Below are 20,390 nucleotides of genomic sequence, written 5' to 3' on the forward strand. Positions count from 1 at the left end.
CCATCTAGTTTTTGTAGACGATTTGTCCCTTACAGATGGTATATTTAACCTGCCCTTTTAAAGTTTCACCGATAAATGGTGAATTAGCTGCTTTTGAAGCAAAGTGTGAGTCCACAAGGCGATCAGCCTTGGCATCAAAGATAGTGATGTCCGCTGGACCATTTTCAGCTAAGTAACCAGCTTCAAAGTTGTAAAGTTTGGCTGGATTAACAGTCATTTTTTCAAGCAATTCCATCAAGCTTAGCTCACCAGCTTCCACCAAATAAGTTAAACCGAGAGATAGAGAGGTTTCCAAACCGGTCATACCAGATGGTGCTTTGGTGATATCTTCAACATTTTTCTCATCTGCATGGTGAGGCGCGTGGTCAGTGGCGATAACTGTGATAACACCTGACTTGAGACCTTCGATAACGGCACGACGGTCTGACTCCAAACGAAGCGGAGGATTCATTTTAGCATTACTACCTTGAGTCAAGAGAAGAGCTTCTGTCTTAGAGAAATGCTGTGGCGCTACTTCTGCTGTGACTTGCACTCCCAAACCTTGAGCGAATTCCACTACCTTGACACTTTCCTCCTTAGACAAATGCTGGATGTGAACATGGGCCTTGGTTGCGTAGGCAATCATAACATCACGCGCAATCATAGCGTACTCAGCTACCCCTGTCGCTCCACAGATATGGAAATGTTCCTTAGCGATATTTTCGTTAAATCCAAGAATCCCATTCAAACCTGGATCTTCCTCATGAAGACTAATAAAAGTATTAAGTTTTTTAGCTTCTTCCATGGCTTCCTTGACCACTTTACTGCTCTCAAGCGGAATACCGTCATCAGAAAAACCAACAGCTCCAGCTTCTAAGAGTGCCTTAAAGTCTGTCAAGTCTTGGCCATTAAAGTTCTTGGTAATAGTCGCAACTGTCTTGACATTGATTTTTTCCTTGGCAGCTGACTGAAGAACTTCTTGCAAAGTTTCTACGTCCGAAATGGTTGGACTAGTATTAGCCATCATGACAACCGTTGTAAAACCACCTGCAGCAGCCGCTAGTGCCCCAGTATGGATGTCCTCCTTGTGGGTCTGACCAGGTTCACGGAAATGAACATGAATATCAACTAGTCCAGGCGCAACTACAAGACCCGTAGCATCAATTAGCTCTGCTCCTTCTTCCTTGATTTCCGGAGCAATTTTGATAATTTTCCCATCTTGGACTAAAATATCACACACATGATCCAAACCAGACTTAGGATCCATTACACGACCGTTTTTGATTAGTAGCATCTGCTTTCTCCTTTATTCATAGAAATCAACTTGGGTATCCAACAATTTATCCCCATCATAAACAAACTTGGCTGAAAAGAAGGGTTTGTCCTCTAAAAGCCACTCAACAAAGGTATGATCACCTTCCCAAGTCGGCTTGCTTAAGACTTCATCATAGGGAACCCATTCTAAGGTTCCCTCATTGCAGTCAACCAACTCACCTTCAAACTCTGTCACCTTAAAAACATAGGTGTACCAGTCTAAATCTGGCGTGAATTCTGGAAAAGTGATAACGCCTTTTAGAACTGGCTTGGCTTTGAGCCCTGTTTCTTCTAGGATTTCACGCGCAGCGCATTCCTGTGGAGTCTCACCTCGCTCTAGCTTACCACCCACACCAATCCATTTTCCTTCATGGACATCGTTGGGCTTCTTATTGCGATGAAGCATGAGCAGTTCTTTTCCGTTATCAATGTAGCAAATCGTCGCTAACTGAGGCATATTCTCTCCTTATCTAAGCCAATCGATTGGCTCTTGTCCTGTCTCTTTTAAGAATGCATTGGCCTTGGAAAAAGGCTTGGAACCCCAAAATCCTCTATAAACCGATAACGGACTAGGATGGGCTGATTCGATAATCAAGTGGTGAGGATTGGTAACCAAGGCCTTCTTCTTGCGTGCATAAGCACCCCAGAGTACAAAGACTACAGGTCTGTCTAGATTATTGACAACCCGAATCACAGCATCTGTAAATGGCTCCCATATCTGCCCAGCATGACCATTGGCCTGACCAGCAGGAACCGTCAAGCAAGCATTGAGAAGTAAGACTCCTTGCTCAGCCCAAGACGTCAAATCATGTGATTTCTTAACGCCGATATCATCTGACAATTCTTTTAAAATGTTTTGCAAAGACGGCGGAGCTGGGATTGAGTCAGGTACAGAAAAGCTCAAACCCTGCGCTTGACCTGGCCCGTGATAGGGGTCTTGCCCTAGAATCACCACCTTAACTTCTTCCAGAGGAGTAGTCAAGAGAGCCTGAAAAACCTTTTCCTTAGGTGGATAAACAATTCCCTGGGCATAGATCTGCTCCATAAACTGATTGATTTTCCCAAAATAACCCTCAGGTAATCGCTCCTTAATCAAAGCATGCCAAGATGAGTGTTGCATCGCCAACTCCTTCGTTTTTACTGCCTCTATTATAGCAAAAAGTGGCTATTGAAACCACTTTTTACAGTTCTTATATATACTGTTATTGATCCTAATATTTGACATTAGTATTCACAGTATCAATCAGCCATTAAAAACTTTTCGATTGTATCAATAGCATAGGAAAGTTGATTATTTACAGACATCATCCGTTCAAGATTAGCGTCCATATAGTAGAGTTCAGATAAACCACCCCTAGGGAGAAAGAGTGAATAGTGGATATTCATCTTCTCTCGAGTACTTAACTCTATATGATTGCTTATGATATACTTTAACTCTTTTAACGAATTTACTTGAGCAACCACACCTTTTAACTGATATTGCTCGATGAGGTTTAGTAAATTGTCAATCTCTTCAATGACTTTAGCTTCCATATCATCCCCTCTTAGGAAAAGCACTACATAGCATCCAAACAATCCAGCAAGTCCTGGTAAGAATGGACTTCATAAGTTGGCTGGGCTTGTGTGTGATTTTCAAGGCGATGAGGGTTGTACCAGATAGTGTCAATTCCAGCATTATTACCACCTTGAATATCAGCTGTAAGGGAATCTCCAATCATCAGCGTCTTTTCTTTATCAAATCCAGCAATCTCTTGACCGATTTTTTCATAAAATAGTGCATCAGGTTTTTGAGTTTGCAACTGCTCAGAGATAAAAACTTGGTTGAAATAGGGAGCCAGACCTGATTGAGCCAGACGACCCGTCTGAATGGCAGTAATGCCATTTGTCGCAGCATACAAGTCATAATCACGTTCGATGAGGCTGTCCAAAAGTTCATGAGCGCCCGAAAGAGTTTGCCCCTGCTGGGCTAGAAAAAACTGGTAACGCTGAGCAAGTAACCTACCGTCTTTCTCCAGTCCAAAATGGGCAAATAAACGAGAAAAGCGCGTGTTAATCAGTTCTTGTTTACTGATTTTCTTTTGCTCCAAGTTCTTCCAGAGAGCCTTGTTCATAGGAACATAATAGTCTTTATAAACTTGAATATCCGCAACTCCTTCTTCCTTTAGAAGTTGCGTCAAAGCCACATCCTCAGCAGCATCAAAATCAAGCAAGGTGTGGTCAAGGTCGAAGAGTAGAAATTTGTAGGGCATTGATTTTCCTTTCTGAAAATTCATTAAGAACATTATAGCATAAATGAATCTTTGATTTATTGAGTTTCAAATACTTTTTACACTCACATTTTGACCGTGCTCAAGTGCAAATCTAAAACTAGTCAGCAAAACTTCTATTAAATCTTTTCCGGAACTCGTTATGAAATAATGTGATAAATTTGTTATATGCTCTGCGATATTATTTCCCCAAGGAGGAGTGAGTGACAAATCTTCAAAATCCCATATAACATCCTGAGGGAGAAATTTTTTTAACTCCTCTATGATAGATAACAACTCCTCTATTCCTCTTTCAACAGATTCAAAAGGAACATCTCCCCAGTAAAGCTTATTCATTATTACTGGGTATCTACTTCCCCACTCATTATTCTCTAATCGAATGAAAATAGTCGAAAAGAATGAATTAAAAAGACTCCCTTCTCCTATAGTCCACCAATTATAACCAACCATTAACCCTACAGACATAGATATTCTCCTATTCATTTTTAATATTATTTAACGTCAAATAAAGTTTTATATTGATAGTATCTAAAACATACATTCATTATCCCCTACCCCAACTCCTTGGCTATTCTGCTCTTTTCAAGTTTTCCCTTGGTAATTCGTTTCCATAAAACAAGTGGATTTAGACTATAGGATAAACGTAGGAGGAAATAATTAACCCATTCGATTAGGGCAAAAAGTTGTATCAGTGTGGCTATAATAGCCAGTTGGAAACTCTGTGTATTCCAGACAATAAAAGGAAAGCCTGAAATAAGTAAAACAAGGTCTAGTATTCTGAAACCACCATATAGTTTGGGGACACTAGCGCTTCCGAACTGAGGTTTCGAGAGTCTTCTAATCAAAATCGCCCAATAGATTGAACCTTGAAGCAAAATAAATGTCAGTAAAGACAGAGGATAGAGAATGGTTGCTAGACTATTCCAATCACCAAGCCGATTTTTCAAAAGGAAAAAACACAACCAAAAGGATAGGACGGCTGTAAACTCTCCCAAACAAAGGGACACCAACTCTTTTCTAACTTTCTCTTTTTGTATGTTCATCATTTCCCCCATCTATCTATCATCCTCTATCGGAAAAAAGCCTTTCGATCCAATTTCTAGTCAAAATTTCACAGAATAAAGGCGTTCTAAGCGTCGAACAGTTTAGTTCCTTTAATATCAATGTAATTCTAAGTTTAGAATTACATTAAAATAAATGTTTTAGAGCTATTCTAAGTCTATGATAGCCTTAAAATTTGATTTTTAAAGGATTCTAAAGCTAGAATGGCTCTAAAATCACGAGAATGAAGCTATTCGAAGCTTAGAAGACCTTTTTCTAAACTTCATACTCACTTTAACTAGTAGGACTTACAATTTTTCTGATGAGCTTTAAGTTTTTTGATAGCCCAATCATAGTGACTGGAAGTGGCACTCACAAAGTAGGAGCCTAGACTTGTCCCACCTGTCCATTTATAGATACCTTTTGTGAACAATTCGTCATTACTGAAGCCTTCCATCAACTCTAAAACCTCTCTATGCGATTGATCGAGGAGTTTAATAGCTTCTTCTAAGGAAGTTCTCTGGTGCTTCTTCCAAAAAGCGACATTCATTTCTCCATAAGTTTTCCAATTATAAGGCTCAGGGAGAAAAGGTCTTTCATGTCCCTTTTGATTAGAATGTACCCAGGTCAAAAGTAACTGATGCCATTCATAGAGATGGATCAGAACATCTCTTAGATTTTTATCTCTTTTCCAGTGAGCTTCTTTTTTCTTTTGGTCTTTTGAAAAATCAAAAGAAGTCTGTAACTCCTCTTCACTTAACTGAGAAATTAGGAGATTAAGTTTTTCATAGTTTTCCTTAGAGGCTAACACTAGCTCCTCTTTTGTTTTTGGTCTAGTCACAGGATTTCTCCCTTCATTTTCTAGTAGTTTAAGGTGTTTTCTTACTTCATTATACCATAATCAAAAAGCAGTTCTTCATTTTAAGAAAAACTGCTTCTACTAACTATTTTTTATGCTTATAGTCACTACTTTACATATAAATCTTTAAAGAGACCGTCCACTTCTGCTATCTGATAGAGCAAGTGGGACAGTTCTTGGTAATCTTCTTTTAAACACGAAAGGTGGGCTTGGCCAAATAGAGTAGCCAATTCCTCTTTTAATCTTGCCCCTTCTGGATCATGAACTTTTAAGAACTTACTGAGATAGAGATTTCGAACAGCTGCAAGTTTAAAGCTGAAGTACTGATGCAATTGTTTTTGCTCTGTATTTAATCCATTTTCAGCAACTGCTTTTGCATAACATTCCAAAACACCGTTTTGGCCATTCAGATATCGGTTTTTCATAATCCTTGCCGTTTCCTGATAGATTTCAGTCTGACTAGGACTCTTGACCTTCTTAAAATTTCCCCACATGGAGTAAGATCCACGCTTATAGTCAATAGTCTCTGCCTTCCAGGCTTCTAATATGTCATTAAAAGCAACCTTCATGCAGGCAAAACCAGCTGGATCATGCAAATAGAGGTGCTGATGATCAATGCCATACACGGTTACGAAGTGATCCACACCATAAAGGATTGTGTGATTAGGATTGTAGGTCAGATGGCCCATATCAAGAGGTCCCAGTACGACAGGTCCATTGGACAGAAAGGTTTCTAACTTTCCTTTAATCTCTTCCAAATCTACTTCAGTTCCATCTTTTAGATAGAAATCCTCATAGTCAAACCCAAGTATTTTTAAGGAATGGGAGATGGAAAGATCTGGCATTCCGTTATCAAAGAATACTAGAGGGTGCTGGTCATCTTCCTTTACGATACTAGCGCCATTTCCCATTACCATGATTGCCTCTAGAAAGTCTGCTTTAAAGTCATAGCCATAGCTAGCCAGTGCCATTGCCAATGAATAGCTATAGCAAAGTGACACATCTCCAAAATACATCTGCATATTCATGCCTCCTTATCTTCTATGGGACTATTATACCGAGAAAACTATTCGCATGCCCCATAAAATCCAAACAAAAAATATGGGTATTTGTGATCTATAGTCATGAACTTCAATAAGAAAACTGGCTGTTTCTCTCAACAACCAGTTTTTAATTTTAAAGCTAATTTTTAACTGTTTTTCTTATGAAAGAAAAGCGAGGCGATAGCCAAAATACCAAAGGCTAGGCCGACATACCAGTAAGGTTGATCTAGGGTCGTTGAACGACCTGATAGATTGACAATTCCTCGAAAGAGCATTCCAGTTGTTAGGACTGCAACTGCCGAGTTCCACAAGTTTAGGCTGATTCGTCCTAGGTTTGGCATGATTTTCAACAACAATGCCAGAACGATGCCTCCTAGTAGAGGAACTGCAAAGAGATAGTGCATATGAAGCGACGTCTCCCCAAAACTAAGGGACTCGTAGATACGGCTAAATGCAAAGAAGAAAATAGTGAGAAGACTATAGCTAACGAGTGTCTTTTTGAGGCGTTTGTTTTTGATTTTAGTAACCGATGTAGACAATATCACTCACCGCCCTTTCTGATATCTTACTTCCACCTGTAGTCGGTTTATTGATTACCTGACCGTTAAAGTAGAGAGTTGAGGATCCACCACCATCAAGGTTATAGGCTGTCTTCACTCCGTAAGATTTCATCACTTCTGCCATCTGGTAAAGAGACAAGCCCTTGCTTTCAGAGGTACGACCATCCGAAACGATGATGATGTAGTGATTTTCATCGATAATCCCGATAGCTGTACGAGGATTCGATGACATGGCCTGACCGACTTCTGTATTGGTATCAACAGATATTTCTCCATTCTCAACTAGAGACGGACCAAATGCCAGTAGATTGACGACACCGTCCTGAACCAACTGATCAGCTGAAACTTGGTCCTCGTAGATGATTTTAAAGGAGCCGTCCTTGTAAATGGCAAGGTCACCATTACTAGCGTCTTCACGGACACTGTCACGATAGACAACTCCATTACGGATAACATAACCAGAACTATTAGCTCCATAGTAGTCACCGTTGACAGCTAGAATAGCATTGTTTTCAGTGGCTGTTACAGAGGTTTTAGCTGTGACGTTGGTTCCATAGGAGTTTTGAGCTAGAGCTGTTTTCAGATAGTCCGATGAACTAAGGGTTATATCAGCTACATAGACCTGCGTTTCATTGACAGTCTTTTCAGTGAGATTGACACTGATATTTCCATCTGAATAGCTAGTATCCGTCACTTGAGCATTTTTTGCTGCCTGACTTGCTGCTGCGGTGTTAGAGGTTGAGCCGGTATTAGATACAGTGGAAATCGTTTCAGCGAGTACAAAGGTCTTCAACATCGAATAGGTAAAGGAGCTTGTCAGGAGCAAGCCCAAGACCGAGGCGTATAGATAGGGTTTCTTTAAAACTTTCATAATGGGCTACAAGTCCTTTCTTTGAAAATATAGCGGGTTTGAACTGTCCAAGAGAGAATAAAGAGCATGATTCCGACAAGAATCTTCGCAATCAGCAAATTGACTCCAAGACCTGAATTAAAGAGACGAATCAGGATGGTGTCTATGATAAAGAGACCAACTGCTAGTCCAAAATAGCCTGATCCTGTTTTAAAACTGCTCGCCTTGTTCTTAAAGACCAATTTTTTGTTGGTAGAAAAGTTAAAGATGGAGCTAGTCACACGTGCCAAACTATTTGAGAGAAGAACACGAAGACCTGTCGGAATAAAGCTCAAGCATAGAATAGAGAGAGCGTAGACCACATAATCTACGATAAAACTACTAAAAGACGAGAGCGCAAACTTTAAAATATTTTTATAAATCATCAAGCCATCCCGAATAGGCCGGAAGTGAGAAGCCTCATTGTCGTTGATATAGACTGTTTCAATCGGAACTTCTAAGATTGGGTAGACTTGACTTGCTTCGAGGAGCATGTTCATCTCGTATTCATATCGTTGTCCTTCTACCTTGAGCATAAAAGGAATCATATCCGTTGAAAAGGCACGTAATCCTGTCTGTGTGTCGGATACAGCGACACCCGTTTGCAGTTTAAACAAGATACGAGTCAAGCTATTTCCAAAGCGACTACGCAAGGGAACCTTGCCAGTAAAGGCACGGACACCAAGGACAAGTGTATTAGGATTTTCATTTGATTTGGTCAAGCTACGAAATATGTCCCAGATCCTGTGCTGTCCATCTGCGTCTGCTGTAACCACAGTCCCAGGTTTATTGAGAGGCTGAATGTACTCAAAGGCTGTTTTCAGAGCGTGCCCTTTTCCTTGATTGACCTGGTGGTGAAGCACCGTCGCAAAATCCTTCGCTCGAGCAAAAATGTCTTGGCATTCTGCCGAACTTCCATCATCAATGACAATGATGTAAAAATCGCTCTTATTGTGAATCTTTTCAATCAATTTGATGAGATTGTAGTCAGGTTCGTAAGCTGGAATAACTAGATAGTTCATATTTACACCTCTTTCTTTGATGATTGGAAAAGTATACAAGTAAATGCTTAAAAATTCCTTATACTTAAATTAAAGTAAAATCAGATTTATTGTTTTTCTCATAAATTCGTTCAATCAAAGAAAGAAAAACTCTGTAAAAGCTATCTTCTACAGAGCGATATTTGCATCTTTATAAAATATCAGAAAATGTTCTAGTTCTTAATCACTGGTATCCAGAGTTCCATTTGATAGTCAGGTGACGACATGTCACCTTCGGTATAGACTTCGAAGTCTGGTGAGCCTGAGTGGCGATAGCCTGTTTCAGGGAAAAAGACCTCCAAGACATATTTCCAAGCATTGTGAATGCTAACTGGTATAGGGCCTTTGACTGGGACGATAGCATATTCAGCGGCTGGGACATCTTTGATGGACAGACCAAGTTCTTCTGCTTTCGCTTTATCCGTCACATCATAAGCAGCCATGTAGTTGATGATTTCACCTTCTTTGACATCCGAACAGATGCCGAAGGATTGGCCACTGCCTAGACTCTCTAGGCTTTCCAAGCTGTGATTGTTATAGAGATTCTCCCAAGCAGACGGGCATTTGCTATTGTCAATAGCTTCCAATAGGACGCCTGCAACGGTAAATGCAGGTTTCTTTTGAATCTTGATATCCATGTTCTTTCCTCCTGTGATTTTTAAGGATAATTGAAGTCTAGGAAAGATCCGATAAGGTTTTCCATTTCGAACTTCTGAGGGGGTTGCACCATGGAATTTCTTAAATGCTGTGCTGAAGGCGTCAGCAGACTCGTAGCCGTACTTCATTGCTATGTCAATGATTTTGTCAGAGCCTTCCCGCAAGTCTGTCACAGCTTCTGACAACCTGCGATTGCGCAAGTATTCTGCTAATGTCATATCAGCCATGATGGAAAAGATTCTGCTAAAAAGAGGATAAGAATAGCCCGATAACTGCTGAAATCTTTTCATATCCACTTCTCCAGTCAGTTGCTGCTCCAAATAATCCATAGTTTGATTGAATTGATGCATCATATTCTTCTTTTCTTACCTCCATAAGATACAAAGGTCGTTAAAAGCAAAGTGAAAATTGGAAAATTAACGCTGGTTCTTCTGATTCTAGGTAATTTTTTCTTTTTCGCATAGCTTTTAGGCCGTGTTCAATTCTATCTATATTCTAACAAATACAAGATACTTCCACCCTAGAATCTTTGTACAAGATTTAAAGGTGTAAATTCTATAACTTATCTTTTAATTTCTCAACAAAGAGATAGGCTGCAGGGCAGGTCAAGGTATTCTTAATCGTCAAATGGTTGATTTGGTGGATCTTTTTACGGTCTGTATGGGGGAATTCACGACAGGCCTTGGGACGAACGTCATAGATGGAGCAGAGATTATCTCCTCCTAGAAAGGGGCAAGGCATGGATTTGAAAACCTTGTCCCCATCTTCATCCACCTGTAAAAACTCTGCTTCAAAGGCTGGTAATTTCATCTTAAAGTACTTAGCGATACGGGTGATGTCTGCCTCTTTAAAGTCTGGTCCCAAAGTCTTGCAACAGTTGGCACAGGCAGTACAATCAATCTCTGCAAAGACTTCTTGGTGAATCTGCTTCGCAATCTTATCTAATTTTTTAGGAGGTTTTTTCTTTAGATTGGCTAAGACTTTTCGGTGCTCTTTTTGCTTTTGCAAGGCTAGTTGGTGATAGTACTCAATATCAATTTCTTTAGACATAGTTTCTTTCTAATACAAGTGTTTTTGTCTATTATACCATAAGTTATTTTTCATTTTTGAGTATTGCACATAAAAAGCCCTTCGGAAAAAATCCGAGAGGCTTCAAACCTTGTTCACTGAACTAGATTATTTTTTAAGGTTGTAGAATGATTTCAATCCACGGTATTCAGCTACTTCACCAAGTTGGTCTTCGATACGAAGCAATTGGTTGTATTTAGCGATACGGTCTGTACGTGAAAGTGAACCAGTCTTGATTTGTCCTGCGTTTGTTGCAACTGCGATGTCAGCAATTGTTGAATCTTCAGTTTCACCTGAACGGTGTGATACAACGGCAGTGTAACCAGCTTCTTTCGCCATTTCGATAGCGTCGAATGTTTCAGTAAGAGTACCGATTTGGTTAACTTTGATAAGGATTGAGTTAGCAGCACCTTCTGCAATACCTTTTTCAAGGTAAGAAGTGTTTGTTACGAAGAAGTCGTCACCAACCAATTGTACTTTACCACCAAGACGTTCAGTAAGAGCTTTCCAACCGTCCCAGTCGTTTTCGTCCATACCATCTTCGATAGTGATGATTGGGTATTTGTTTACCAATTCTTCAAGGTAGTCGATTTGTTCTGCAGCAGTACGTACAGCTGCTCCTTCACCTTCGAATTTAGTGTAGTCGTAAACTTTACGTTCTTTATCGTAGAATTCTGATGAAGCACAGTCAAATCCGATAAATACGTCTTTACCAGGAACATATCCAGCAGCTTCGATCGCAGCAAGGATAGTTTCAACACCGTCTTCAGTTCCTTCAAAACGAGGAGCGAATCCACCTTCATCACCTACGGCAGTTTCCAAACCACGTGATTTAAGGATTTTCTTAAGAGCGTGGAAGATTTCGGCACCCCAACGAAGAGCTTCTTTGAATGATGGTGCACCAGCAGGTACGATCATGAATTCTTGGAAAGCGATTGGAGCGTCAGAGTGAGAACCACCGTTGATGATGTTCATCATTGGAGTTGGAAGAACTTTAGTGTTGAATCCACCAAGGTAGCTGTAAAGTGGGATTTCAAGGTAGTCAGCAGCAGCACGAGCTACAGCGATAGACACACCAAGAATTGCGTTTGCACCCAATTTACCTTTGTTAGGAGTACCGTCAAGTGCGATCATAGCACGGTCGATAGCTTGTTGGTCACGTACATCGTAGCCGATGATTGCTTCAGCGATGATGTTGTTTACGTTGTCAACAGCTTTTTGTGTACCAAGACCACCGTAACGAGATTTGTCACCGTCGCGAAGTTCAACTGCTTCGTGTTCACCAGTAGAAGCTCCTGATGGAACCATACCACGTCCGAAAGCACCTGATTCAGTATAAACTTCTACTTCAAGTGTAGGGTTACCGCGTGAGTCTAGGACTTCGCGAGCGTAAACATCAGTAATAATTGACATTTTTTACTCTCCTTTGAGTTAAATTTTTTACACCTCTATGATACCTTAAAAATAAGCGTTTTTCAAGAAAAAACGTTATCTTTGTGCAAATTTTCCTTAACTTTATAAAGTAATCGCTTTCTTTTGTCTGTTTTCTTACGATTTTTGTGATATACTGTTTTTATGACAGATTTATCAAAACAACTACTAGAAAAAGCTCATGGTGGGCCGAAATTAAACCCTGACGAACAACGCCGCTATCTCGGGACTTTCGAGGAAAGAGTTCTTGGCTACGCGGATATCAGTACTGCCAATAGTTCTGAATTAGAACATGGATTTTTCTCTATTTTAGAGGGTTTTCAAGAAAAGGTAGCGATACTTTTTGTGAAGATCTCTCCAAATATCGAGTTTGACAAACAGGTCTTTTACTTAAAACAAGCAAAAGAAAGCAACTGTCAGGCGACTATTGTTTCAGATGATCATATCACCTCTCCTTTCGGTCTTGTCATTCATACAAATGAACCTGTTCAAGTAGACGAAAAGGACCTTAGACTGGCATTTTCAAGTCTTTGGGAGGAGAAAAAGGCAGAGCCACCTAAAAAATCCATCTGGAAAAAGTGGTTTGGTTAATCCTTCCTCAAATTTAATAAACGACCAATATTAGTAGCTGTGTGCTCCAAATAGAGACTTGCATTTTTTAGACTCTCTTCCAAAGGTTCATTTTTTTCTAAAATAGAAAAGACAGCTTGTATATTTTCGAATGGTAGGGGAGGCAAATCGTCAGCAAGACTACCACAAATAGCAATAACAGGAACTCCGTTAGGGGTTCTTTTTGCTACACCGATAGGAGCTTTTCCAGCAAGGCTTTGACTGTCCAGCCTACCTTCTCCAACGATAACCAAGTCGGCACCTGCAACTTTCTTGTCAAAGTCAATCAAATCTAAGCAAGTGTCAATCCCAGATACGATAGTGGCCTCAGCAAAGGCACAGAGCCCAGCCGCAATCCCACCGCCGGCTCCTGCTCCTTTAAGAGAGAGGGTTGATGGTGAAAATTTTTCATAGAACCGCTGTATAGCCAAATCTACTGTCTCAAACAAAGCAGGATCCAAGCCCTTTTGTTTTCCAAATGTATAGGTCGCTCCTTGATGACCACATAGAGGGCTCACGACATCTGCTAAAATGCGGATTTTCACATCTTCAGGAATCCTATACAACTCGCTGTCTGAAACTGACTTGAACTCAAGCAAAGTCTGACCACAAGCTGGCAATTCCTTTCCATTCTTATCATAAAAACGATAACCTAAACCCGCAGCAATGCCTATCCCACCGTCATTACTAGCCGTACCACCAACGCCGACATAGATATCTTTCATCCCTTGATCAATGAGATGGCGGATCAATTCTCCGATACCGCGAGTTTGGATGTGGAGAGGGTTTCGTTTCTCCCGCGGAATCTTTCCAAGACCAACCAAGTCAGCAACTTCAAAGAGCGCTATTTGACCATTTTGAAAGTAGCGCATGGATTCTTTTGGGCCAAAAGGTCCCGTAACCTCTTGCCATTTTTCTTCGAGTTCAAGAGAATGGCGAATAGCGTCTACAGTTCCTTCCCCACCATCACCTACAGGGCAAAGCAGACATTCTACATCAGCTATTGAATGTTCAAAACCTCTTTTTATAGCTTGAGCGACCTCTTCTGCCGTCAGACTTTCTTTAAAAGAATCGGGTGCAATTACAATTTTCATAGTTCCCTCTCATTCTAAGAAATCAATCAAAGGTAGAACTTCCAAAAAATCCCTCGTATCTATATGACAAGCTATCTCTGTTTTAACGACCTCTTTGGCACAAAATGCAATACTACATCCTGCTGACTTTAACATCAAGAGGTCATTGGCACCATCACCGATAGCAATCGTTCTTTCTTTGGGAAGTTTCAGTTCTTTTTTCCATTTCTCAAGAGTATCTTGTTTTACTTGACCTGTCACAATTTCACCAACTAATTTTCCTGTTAAAAAACCGTCTTTGACTTCTAACTGGTTGGCAGAGAAATAGGAGATACCAAGGGATTCTGCTAATCTCTCAACTATTGGTGCAAATCCACCAGACACTAGACCGACTAGAATGCCCTTCTTTTGAAGTATGGAGATAAATTCTTGAGCATTCTTGGACAGATGGATGGATTTGAAGACAGTATCAAAGACCGAAACTGGAAGACCTTCTAACAAAGCCACTCTCGCTCGTAAGCTTGTTTCAAAGTCCAGTTCGCCTCGCATTGCCTGGCTTGTAATCTGCGATATTTCTTCTTCGCAACCTGCTTCTTTTCCTAAAAGATCAATCACTTCTTCTGCTATTAAAGTTCCATCAACGTCCATGACACACAAGCCTTTTACTTGAGACATAAACTTTCCTTTCTAAACAGCCCAAAAATCGTATGAAAGAATCATACGATTTTATCTATTAGTTGACTAAACTATGGTACAAGTCCAGGTAAGATTTGCAGGCTGTATCCCATGAGAAATCGCATTCCATAGCTTGTTTTTGTAGATTTCTCCAAACGTCTGGCTGGTACTTATAAACATCCAAGGCTGTTTGGAAACTCCAGTTAAGCCAGTAGGGTGTTAAATTGTCAAAGCTAAATCCAGTACCAGTTCCTTCGATCGGATTGAAGGATTGAACTGTATCACGCAAACCACCAACCTCATGAACCAATGGTAGAGTTCCGTAGCGCATCGCCATCATTTGAGACAAACCACATGGTTCAAAACGACTCGGCATGAGGAAGAGATCACAAGCTGCGTAGATTTCTTGAGCAAGTTTGACATCAAAAGTGATATTTGCTGATAGCTTGTCAGGATAGACTTGAGCAAACCAAGAGAAGGAATGTTCAAAAGCCGGGTCACCTGTTCCTAAAAGGACTATTTGAACGTCCTCCTGTAAGAAACGATGCAAGCTTTCTACCACAACATCAAAACCTTTTTGGCGTGTCAATCGAGAGACAATCCCAACTAGTGGAACATCTGCTCGCACAGGCAACCCAACTCTCTCTTGCAATTTTGCTTTGTTTTGAGCTTTTCCAGACAAATCTTCTTTATCAAAATGATAGTCTAAAAGAGCATCTGTCTCTGGATTATAGAGATCAGTATCGATTCCATTAACAATTCCCGAAACCTTACCTGACTCCATGCGAAGAATCTGGTCCAAACCGCAACCAAACTGACTAGTCATAATCTCATGTGCATAGCTAGGGGAAACGGTTGAGACACGATCCGCGTAGAGAATACCTGATTTCATCCAGTTGAGACAATCATTCCAGCGAAGGGTGCCATCAGCATAGCGTTCAAAGCCCACACCGAACAAATCCCACAGCATTCCTTCAGAAAATTGACCTTGGAATTCCAAATTATGAATAGTTAAAACGGTTCTGATTCCTTGATATGCCTGAATCCAATGGTACTTTTCTTTTAACAAGAAGGGAATCATGGCTGTGTGGTAATCATGGACATGGAGAAGATCAGGGATAAAGCCGATGCGTTCCATGGCTTCTAGAGCAGCCAGTTGGAAGAAGGCAAAGCGTTCACCATCGTCAAAATCCCCGTATACATGACCGCGAAAGAAATAATATTGATTATCAATGAAGTAGAAGGTTACGCCATTCAAAACCGTTTTCTTAATACCACAGTACTGTCTACGCCATCCTACACTAACTTCAAAGTGGAGAACATCCTCGATCTGGTCACCGAACTTAGCTTCTACCATATCATAATAAGGCAAGAAAACTGCAACTTCGTGCCCCGCTTTTACAAGTGATTTGGGAAGTGCGCCAATGACATCGCCCAAACCACCTGTTTTTGAAAAGGGTGCTCCTTCTGCCGCTACAAATAAAATTTTCATGAATAAATGTCCTCTGTTACTGTTTCACCCTTCTTAACTACAACTGGATGTTCTGCCGTTCCTCGAATGACAACACCGTCCGCAACTTCAACGCCCTTGTCCAAGATAGCATATTCAACTCGGGCACCTTGACCAATCACAACACGAGGGAATAAAATGCTGTCCTTCACCACACTATCCTTGTGAACATAAATATTACGAGATAGGACTGACTGAACTACCTCACCCTCAATGATACTACCAGAAGCAAACTGAGAAGTACTTACTTTTGAAGTATTCGCATAGTAGGTTGGTTCTTCATTCTTAACTTTTGTATAAATCTTTTGATTTGGTGAGAAGAGAGAGTAGAACTTTTTAGATTCAAGCATATCGATATTGGCTTGATAATAGGACTGAACAGAATGAATGTTTGCTAAGTAGCCTGTGTATTCGTAAGCAAAAGCTCCTTCTTTTACAGCTAAATCGCGAAGAACATAGCGCAACTTTTCAGGATATTCTTTCTGAGCCTCTTCTTCAAGTCGTTCAATCAACCAAGGGGTGTCCACAACAAAGATATCAGTAGACATGTTGAAGAGTTCATCCGTAGATTTGTTATCAAAGAGTTTGTGCGAACGAACATGGTCAGTCTCATCGATTTCCAGAATAGCATTCACATCAGAAATGTCTTTCTTTGGAAGTTTCTTATATACAACTGTAATCGGACCTTTTGTTGTATTGTGTAGGTGGAAGACTTGATTCAAGTCAATATTCACCAACACATCGCAGTTAATCGAAACGGTTTGGTTTGAACCTGAACGTCTCAAGTAGGTAAGAAGCTGTTGGTAATACTCTTTTCCAACTGTACTGCTTTCAACACGAGTATTGTAAATTCCTAGATAGTAGTGACTTAGAAGGGTTGACAAGCCCCACTCACGACCTGAACGAATATGGTCAAAAACTGAGCTGATATTATCTTGTTGGAAAATACCAAAGATACTACGAACACCTGCATTTGCAAGACTGGAAAGGGGGAAGTCAATCAAACGGTATTTCCCACCGAAAGGCAAACTAGCTACCGGACGGTGTTCTGTTAACGTTGACATGTCATGAAAACCAACTGTGTTTCCCAAAATGGCTGAATATTTATCAATCTTCATCTGTTGCTACCCCCACTACTTCATTGTATCCTACTACTTGTACTTCGTCCGTTCCGTCAATTTCTACGCCGTCAGCAATAATGGCACCCTCACCGATAATAGCACGAGTAATCTTTGCTCCATGGCCAATAATAGCCCCACTCATGATAACAGAATCAACGACCTCAGCACCTTCACGTACTTGTGCTTCTGTTGAAAGAATCGAACGTTTAACAGTTCCATCTACAAAACAACCATCCACGACCAATGAATCCTCAACATGTGCATGCGCACCAAAGTAGTTTGGTGGTGAGATCAAGTTTCTTGAATAAATTTTCCACTGACGATTGCGGCTATCCAAGGCATTTTCTGGCGAAATGTACTCCATATTGGCTTCCCAAAGCGACTCAATCGTACCAACGTCTTTCCAGTAGCCATTAAATTCATAAGCATAGACACTTTCACCAGACTCGAGATAGTTAGGGATAACGTTCTTACCAAAGTCTGACATATCCACATTGCTCTTTTCAGCAGCAACAAGCATATTGCGAAGTCGTTTCCAGTCAAAAATATAAATCCCCATAGAAGCCTTTGTAGACTTAGGTTGCGCAGGTTTTTCTTCGAATTCAACGATACGGTTATTGGCATCTGTATTCATGATACCGAAACGGCTAGCTTCTTTGAGCGGTACGTCTAGGACAGCTACTGTCAAACTGGCATTGTTATCCTTGTGGGACTGAAGCATATCATCGTAGTCCATCTTGTAGATGTGGTCACCAGAAAGAATCAAAACATACTCAGGATTAACACTGTCGATGTAGTCAATGTTTTGGTAGATAGCGTGACTAGTCCCTTCAAACCAACGGTTTCCTTCGCTGGCTGAATAAGGTTGTAAAATAGAGACACCTGAATTGATACCATCCAATCCCCAGCTAGAGCCATTTCCGATATGGTTATTCAAAGCAAGAGGTTGGTACTGAGTAATCACACCAACATTATGGATTCCAGAGTTTGCACAGTTGGAAAGAGCAAAGTCAATGATACGGTAGCGCCCACCGAATTGCACTGCCGGTTTGGCAATGCTTTGAGTGAGTTTTCCGAGACGTGTTCCTTGCCCACCCGCAAGGATCAAAGCTAGCATTTCATTCTTCATTTTCTACTCCTTTATAAAGACATGTGAACGTTAAAATCGAAAGAAGGTCGGAAGTCAAACTTTTTTATAAAAATAATAGGAAATCCATTTCTCTTGTGTTTCAAGTCCAATACAAGTACATCCGTTTTTAAAATCTAAAAAATTGTAATCAACAGCCCATTATTCTTTTTTCTTAGCTGGTTTCAAACGACGCTTGATCTTCCAGATGCTTGCTCCCATGGCAGGCAAGGTAAAGGTCAAAGTCTGCTCATAATCTTTCCATAAGCCTTCTTGAGTCTGAACTGTTTGATTGTGCTCTTTCCACACACCTCCCCATTCTTCTAATTCTGTATTCCAAACTTCTTCGTAAATACCTGCAACAGGTAAACCAATCGTAAAGTCCTTACGTTCAACTGGTGCCATATTAAAGACACAGACTAACATTTCGTCCTTCTTGCCCTTACGAATAAAGGAAAGGACACTCTGATCTCTATTATCAGCATCGATAATCTCTATACCATCATAACTAGTATCAATTTCCCAAAGACAGCGATGGTCTTTATAGAATTGATTCAGTTGTGAAGTGAAATGCTTCATCTTGGCATTCATTGGATCTTCTAGATTAGACCATTCTAACTGCTCCTCGGACTTCCACTCGAGGAATTGTCCGTACTCACTCCCCATGAACAAGAGTTTCTTACCTGGATGACAAATTTGATAGGTGTAGAGGTTGCGCAGACCAGCGAACTGATTGTAGCGATCCCCCCACATCTTATGCATCATACTCTTCTTACCATGAACTACTTCATCATGTGAGAAAGGCAGGAGATAGTTTTCATTGAAAACATACATAAAGCTGAAAGTCACAAGATTAAAGTCATACTTGCGATAAATCGGATCTTCCTCGTAGAAACGGAGAATGTCGTTCATCCAGCCCATATTCCATTTATAGTCAAAGCCAAGGCCACCCATTTCTTTCATACCAGTAATCTTTGTCGCTGATGAACTTTCTTCTGCAATCATCATGATATCTGGATGAGCTAACTTAATCACTGTGTTCAACCGTTGAAGGAAATAATAACCCTCGTAGTTAAGGTTTCCACCGTCCTTATTTGGAGTCCAAGGAGCATTATCATAATCTAGATACAGCATATTGCTCACTGCATCGACCCGGATACCATCTAAGTGGTAAAAATCAATCCAAAATTTAATACTTGAAATCAAGAAAGACTGGACCTCATTTTTCCCAAGGTCAAAATTCAGCGCACCCCAACCATAGTTATGAGCCTTGTTGTGGTCTTGGTATTCAAAAGTTGGTGTGCCGTCATAATATGCCAAGGCATCATCATTAATAGTGAAATGACCTGGAACCCAGTCTACGATAACACCAATGTTATTTATATGACACTCTTCAACGAAATCTTGGAATTCCTCAGGTGTACCATAGGAATGTTCAAAAGCAAAGTAACCCATAAGTTGATAGCCCCAGCTCAATCCAAGTGGGTGAGCCATTAAAGGCATGAACTCAATATGTGTATAGTTCATCTCAACTAAGTATGGAATCAACTCGTCTTTCAGTTGCGAAAACGTATAGGGACTACCGTCTGGATTTCTCTTCCAAGAACCTGCATGAGCCTCGTATATATTAACTGGTCTCTCAAAAAATCCCAGACGTTTGCGACGTGCTAGCCAAAGGCCATCTTTCCATTTCTTTTCACGGATATTGGTCAGAACTGCCCCTGTACCCGGTCTAGCTTCAAAATAAACTGCCAAAGGATCAATCTTCATAATCTGGTGACCATTTGCACGCGTGATATGATATTTATAAATCTGACCTTCCTGAGCTTGACTCGTAAAGACTTCCCAAACACCTGCCTCGTTTCTAACCATTGGAATCTGATTCTCAACCCAATCGGTAAAATCACCAACTAGATGAACTGCTTGTGCATTTGGGGCCCAAACCCTAAAGGTATAGCCTATTTCTCCGTTTTTCTCCTCTCTATGCGCTCCTAAATAATGCTGGAGGTGAAAGTTCTCACCTGTAGTAAAGGTTCTTAATGCTTCTTGATTATTCATTCAATCCCCTTTCTTTTGTAAGCGTTTTCTATAATTCTATTATACACTCTTTTAAGATAACTTTCAAGTA

Annotated in this window: 22 protein-coding genes; 1 reads left to right on the forward strand and 21 read right to left on the reverse strand. The window is 40.5% G+C overall.

Annotation, left to right across the window (positions count from 1 at the left end):
* Positions 1–4: 4 nt before the first annotated feature.
* From HMPREF8578_RS09540 to eno, 15 genes are all read right to left on the reverse strand, one after another.
* Positions 5–1,273 (reverse strand): dihydroorotase, encoded by a 1,269-nt coding sequence (locus HMPREF8578_RS09540; RefSeq protein WP_000924468.1) that lies wholly within the window; start codon positions 1,271–1,273, stop codon positions 5–7.
* 12 nt (positions 1,274–1,285) lie between these two features.
* Positions 1,286–1,750, reverse strand: a complete 465-nt coding sequence (locus tag HMPREF8578_RS09545) for an NUDIX hydrolase (RefSeq protein ID WP_001135776.1) — start codon at positions 1,748–1,750, stop codon at positions 1,286–1,288.
* 9 nt (positions 1,751–1,759) lie between these two features.
* Positions 1,760–2,413: a uracil-DNA glycosylase gene (locus HMPREF8578_RS09550; RefSeq protein ID WP_001164858.1), complete on the reverse strand. Its 654-nt coding sequence runs from the start codon at positions 2,411–2,413 to the stop codon at positions 1,760–1,762.
* Positions 2,414–2,532: 119 nt separating this feature from the next.
* Entirely contained in the window at positions 2,533–2,826 is a 294-nt protein-coding gene (locus tag HMPREF8578_RS09555; RefSeq protein ID WP_000387654.1) for a hypothetical protein, read from the reverse strand.
* A gap of 23 nt (positions 2,827–2,849) precedes the next feature.
* Complete coding sequence (gene pynA, locus HMPREF8578_RS09560) at positions 2,850–3,542, reverse strand: pyrimidine 5'-nucleotidase PynA (RefSeq protein ID WP_001146402.1); 693 nt, start codon at positions 3,540–3,542, stop codon at positions 2,850–2,852.
* A gap of 66 nt (positions 3,543–3,608) precedes the next feature.
* Positions 3,609–4,025 (reverse strand): Imm70 family immunity protein, encoded by a 417-nt coding sequence (locus HMPREF8578_RS09565; protein WP_000110624.1) that lies wholly within the window; start codon positions 4,023–4,025, stop codon positions 3,609–3,611.
* A gap of 86 nt (positions 4,026–4,111) precedes the next feature.
* Positions 4,112–4,615, reverse strand: coding sequence for a hypothetical protein (locus tag HMPREF8578_RS12685; RefSeq protein ID WP_000504320.1), 504 nt, complete (start codon positions 4,613–4,615; stop codon positions 4,112–4,114).
* A gap of 284 nt (positions 4,616–4,899) precedes the next feature.
* On the reverse strand, positions 4,900–5,442 hold the full coding sequence (locus HMPREF8578_RS09575) for a ClbS/DfsB family four-helix bundle protein (RefSeq protein ID WP_002893283.1): 543 nt from the start codon (positions 5,440–5,442) through the stop codon (positions 4,900–4,902).
* A 125-nt stretch (positions 5,443–5,567) separates the two neighbouring features.
* On the reverse strand, positions 5,568–6,482 hold the full coding sequence (locus tag HMPREF8578_RS09580; protein ID WP_001178514.1) for a hypothetical protein: 915 nt from the start codon (positions 6,480–6,482) through the stop codon (positions 5,568–5,570).
* A 167-nt stretch (positions 6,483–6,649) separates the two neighbouring features.
* Positions 6,650–7,048, reverse strand: coding sequence for a hypothetical protein (locus HMPREF8578_RS09585; RefSeq protein WP_002893287.1), 399 nt, complete (start codon positions 7,046–7,048; stop codon positions 6,650–6,652).
* Positions 7,023–7,934, reverse strand: a complete 912-nt coding sequence (locus HMPREF8578_RS09590) for a phosphodiester glycosidase family protein (protein ID WP_000866187.1) — start codon at positions 7,932–7,934, stop codon at positions 7,023–7,025. The genes HMPREF8578_RS09585 and HMPREF8578_RS09590 overlap by 26 nt, the downstream gene beginning before the upstream one ends.
* Entirely contained in the window at positions 7,931–8,974 is a 1,044-nt protein-coding gene (locus tag HMPREF8578_RS09595) for a bifunctional glycosyltransferase family 2/GtrA family protein (RefSeq protein WP_001108587.1), read from the reverse strand. Before HMPREF8578_RS09595 ends, HMPREF8578_RS09590 begins: the two co-directional genes overlap by 4 nt.
* 191 nt (positions 8,975–9,165) lie before the next feature.
* Entirely contained in the window at positions 9,166–10,002 is an 837-nt protein-coding gene (locus HMPREF8578_RS09600; protein ID WP_002893290.1) for an AraC family transcriptional regulator, read from the reverse strand.
* A 202-nt stretch (positions 10,003–10,204) separates the two neighbouring features.
* Positions 10,205–10,699 (reverse strand): YkgJ family cysteine cluster protein, encoded by a 495-nt coding sequence (locus HMPREF8578_RS09605; protein WP_000031467.1) that lies wholly within the window; start codon positions 10,697–10,699, stop codon positions 10,205–10,207.
* Between the two features lie 126 nt (positions 10,700–10,825).
* The gene (gene eno / locus HMPREF8578_RS09610) at positions 10,826–12,130 is read right to left on the reverse strand and encodes a surface-displayed alpha-enolase (protein WP_000022821.1); all 1,305 of its coding nucleotides are present in this window, start codon (positions 12,128–12,130) and stop codon (positions 10,826–10,828) included.
* Between the two features lie 162 nt (positions 12,131–12,292).
* On the opposite strand from eno, the gene HMPREF8578_RS09615 reads away from it, so the two are divergent.
* Positions 12,293–12,739, forward strand: coding sequence for a DUF1694 domain-containing protein (locus tag HMPREF8578_RS09615; protein ID WP_000131099.1), 447 nt, complete (start codon positions 12,293–12,295; stop codon positions 12,737–12,739).
* On the opposite strand, the gene HMPREF8578_RS09620 is transcribed toward HMPREF8578_RS09615, so the two are convergent.
* The 6 genes from HMPREF8578_RS09620 to glgB form a co-directional block, all read right to left on the reverse strand.
* Entirely contained in the window at positions 12,736–13,851 is a 1,116-nt protein-coding gene (locus tag HMPREF8578_RS09620; RefSeq protein ID WP_000706400.1) for a glycerate kinase, read from the reverse strand. The two genes, HMPREF8578_RS09615 and HMPREF8578_RS09620, sit on opposite strands and share 4 nt — an antisense overlap.
* Before the next feature lie 9 nt (positions 13,852–13,860).
* The gene (gene serB, locus HMPREF8578_RS09625) at positions 13,861–14,505 is read right to left on the reverse strand and encodes a phosphoserine phosphatase SerB (RefSeq protein WP_000084492.1); all 645 of its coding nucleotides are present in this window, start codon (positions 14,503–14,505) and stop codon (positions 13,861–13,863) included.
* A gap of 58 nt (positions 14,506–14,563) precedes the next feature.
* Complete coding sequence (gene glgA, locus HMPREF8578_RS09630) at positions 14,564–15,997, reverse strand: glycogen synthase GlgA (protein ID WP_000697279.1); 1,434 nt, start codon at positions 15,995–15,997, stop codon at positions 14,564–14,566.
* The gene (glgD, locus tag HMPREF8578_RS09635; RefSeq protein ID WP_000687053.1) at positions 15,994–17,133 is read right to left on the reverse strand and encodes a glucose-1-phosphate adenylyltransferase subunit GlgD; all 1,140 of its coding nucleotides are present in this window, start codon (positions 17,131–17,133) and stop codon (positions 15,994–15,996) included. Before glgD ends, glgA begins: the two co-directional genes overlap by 4 nt.
* Positions 17,123–18,265, reverse strand: a complete 1,143-nt coding sequence (locus tag HMPREF8578_RS09640) for a glucose-1-phosphate adenylyltransferase (RefSeq protein ID WP_000787250.1) — start codon at positions 18,263–18,265, stop codon at positions 17,123–17,125. The genes glgD and HMPREF8578_RS09640 overlap by 11 nt, the downstream gene beginning before the upstream one ends.
* A 159-nt stretch (positions 18,266–18,424) precedes the next feature.
* Positions 18,425–20,320, reverse strand: a complete 1,896-nt coding sequence (gene glgB / locus HMPREF8578_RS09645; protein WP_001064529.1) for a 1,4-alpha-glucan branching protein GlgB — start codon at positions 20,318–20,320, stop codon at positions 18,425–18,427.
* Positions 20,321–20,390: the final 70 nt, after the last annotated feature.

Source organism: Streptococcus oralis ATCC 49296 (assembly GCF_000185265.1).
Lineage (GTDB): Bacteria > Bacillota > Bacilli > Lactobacillales > Streptococcaceae > Streptococcus > Streptococcus oralis_BC.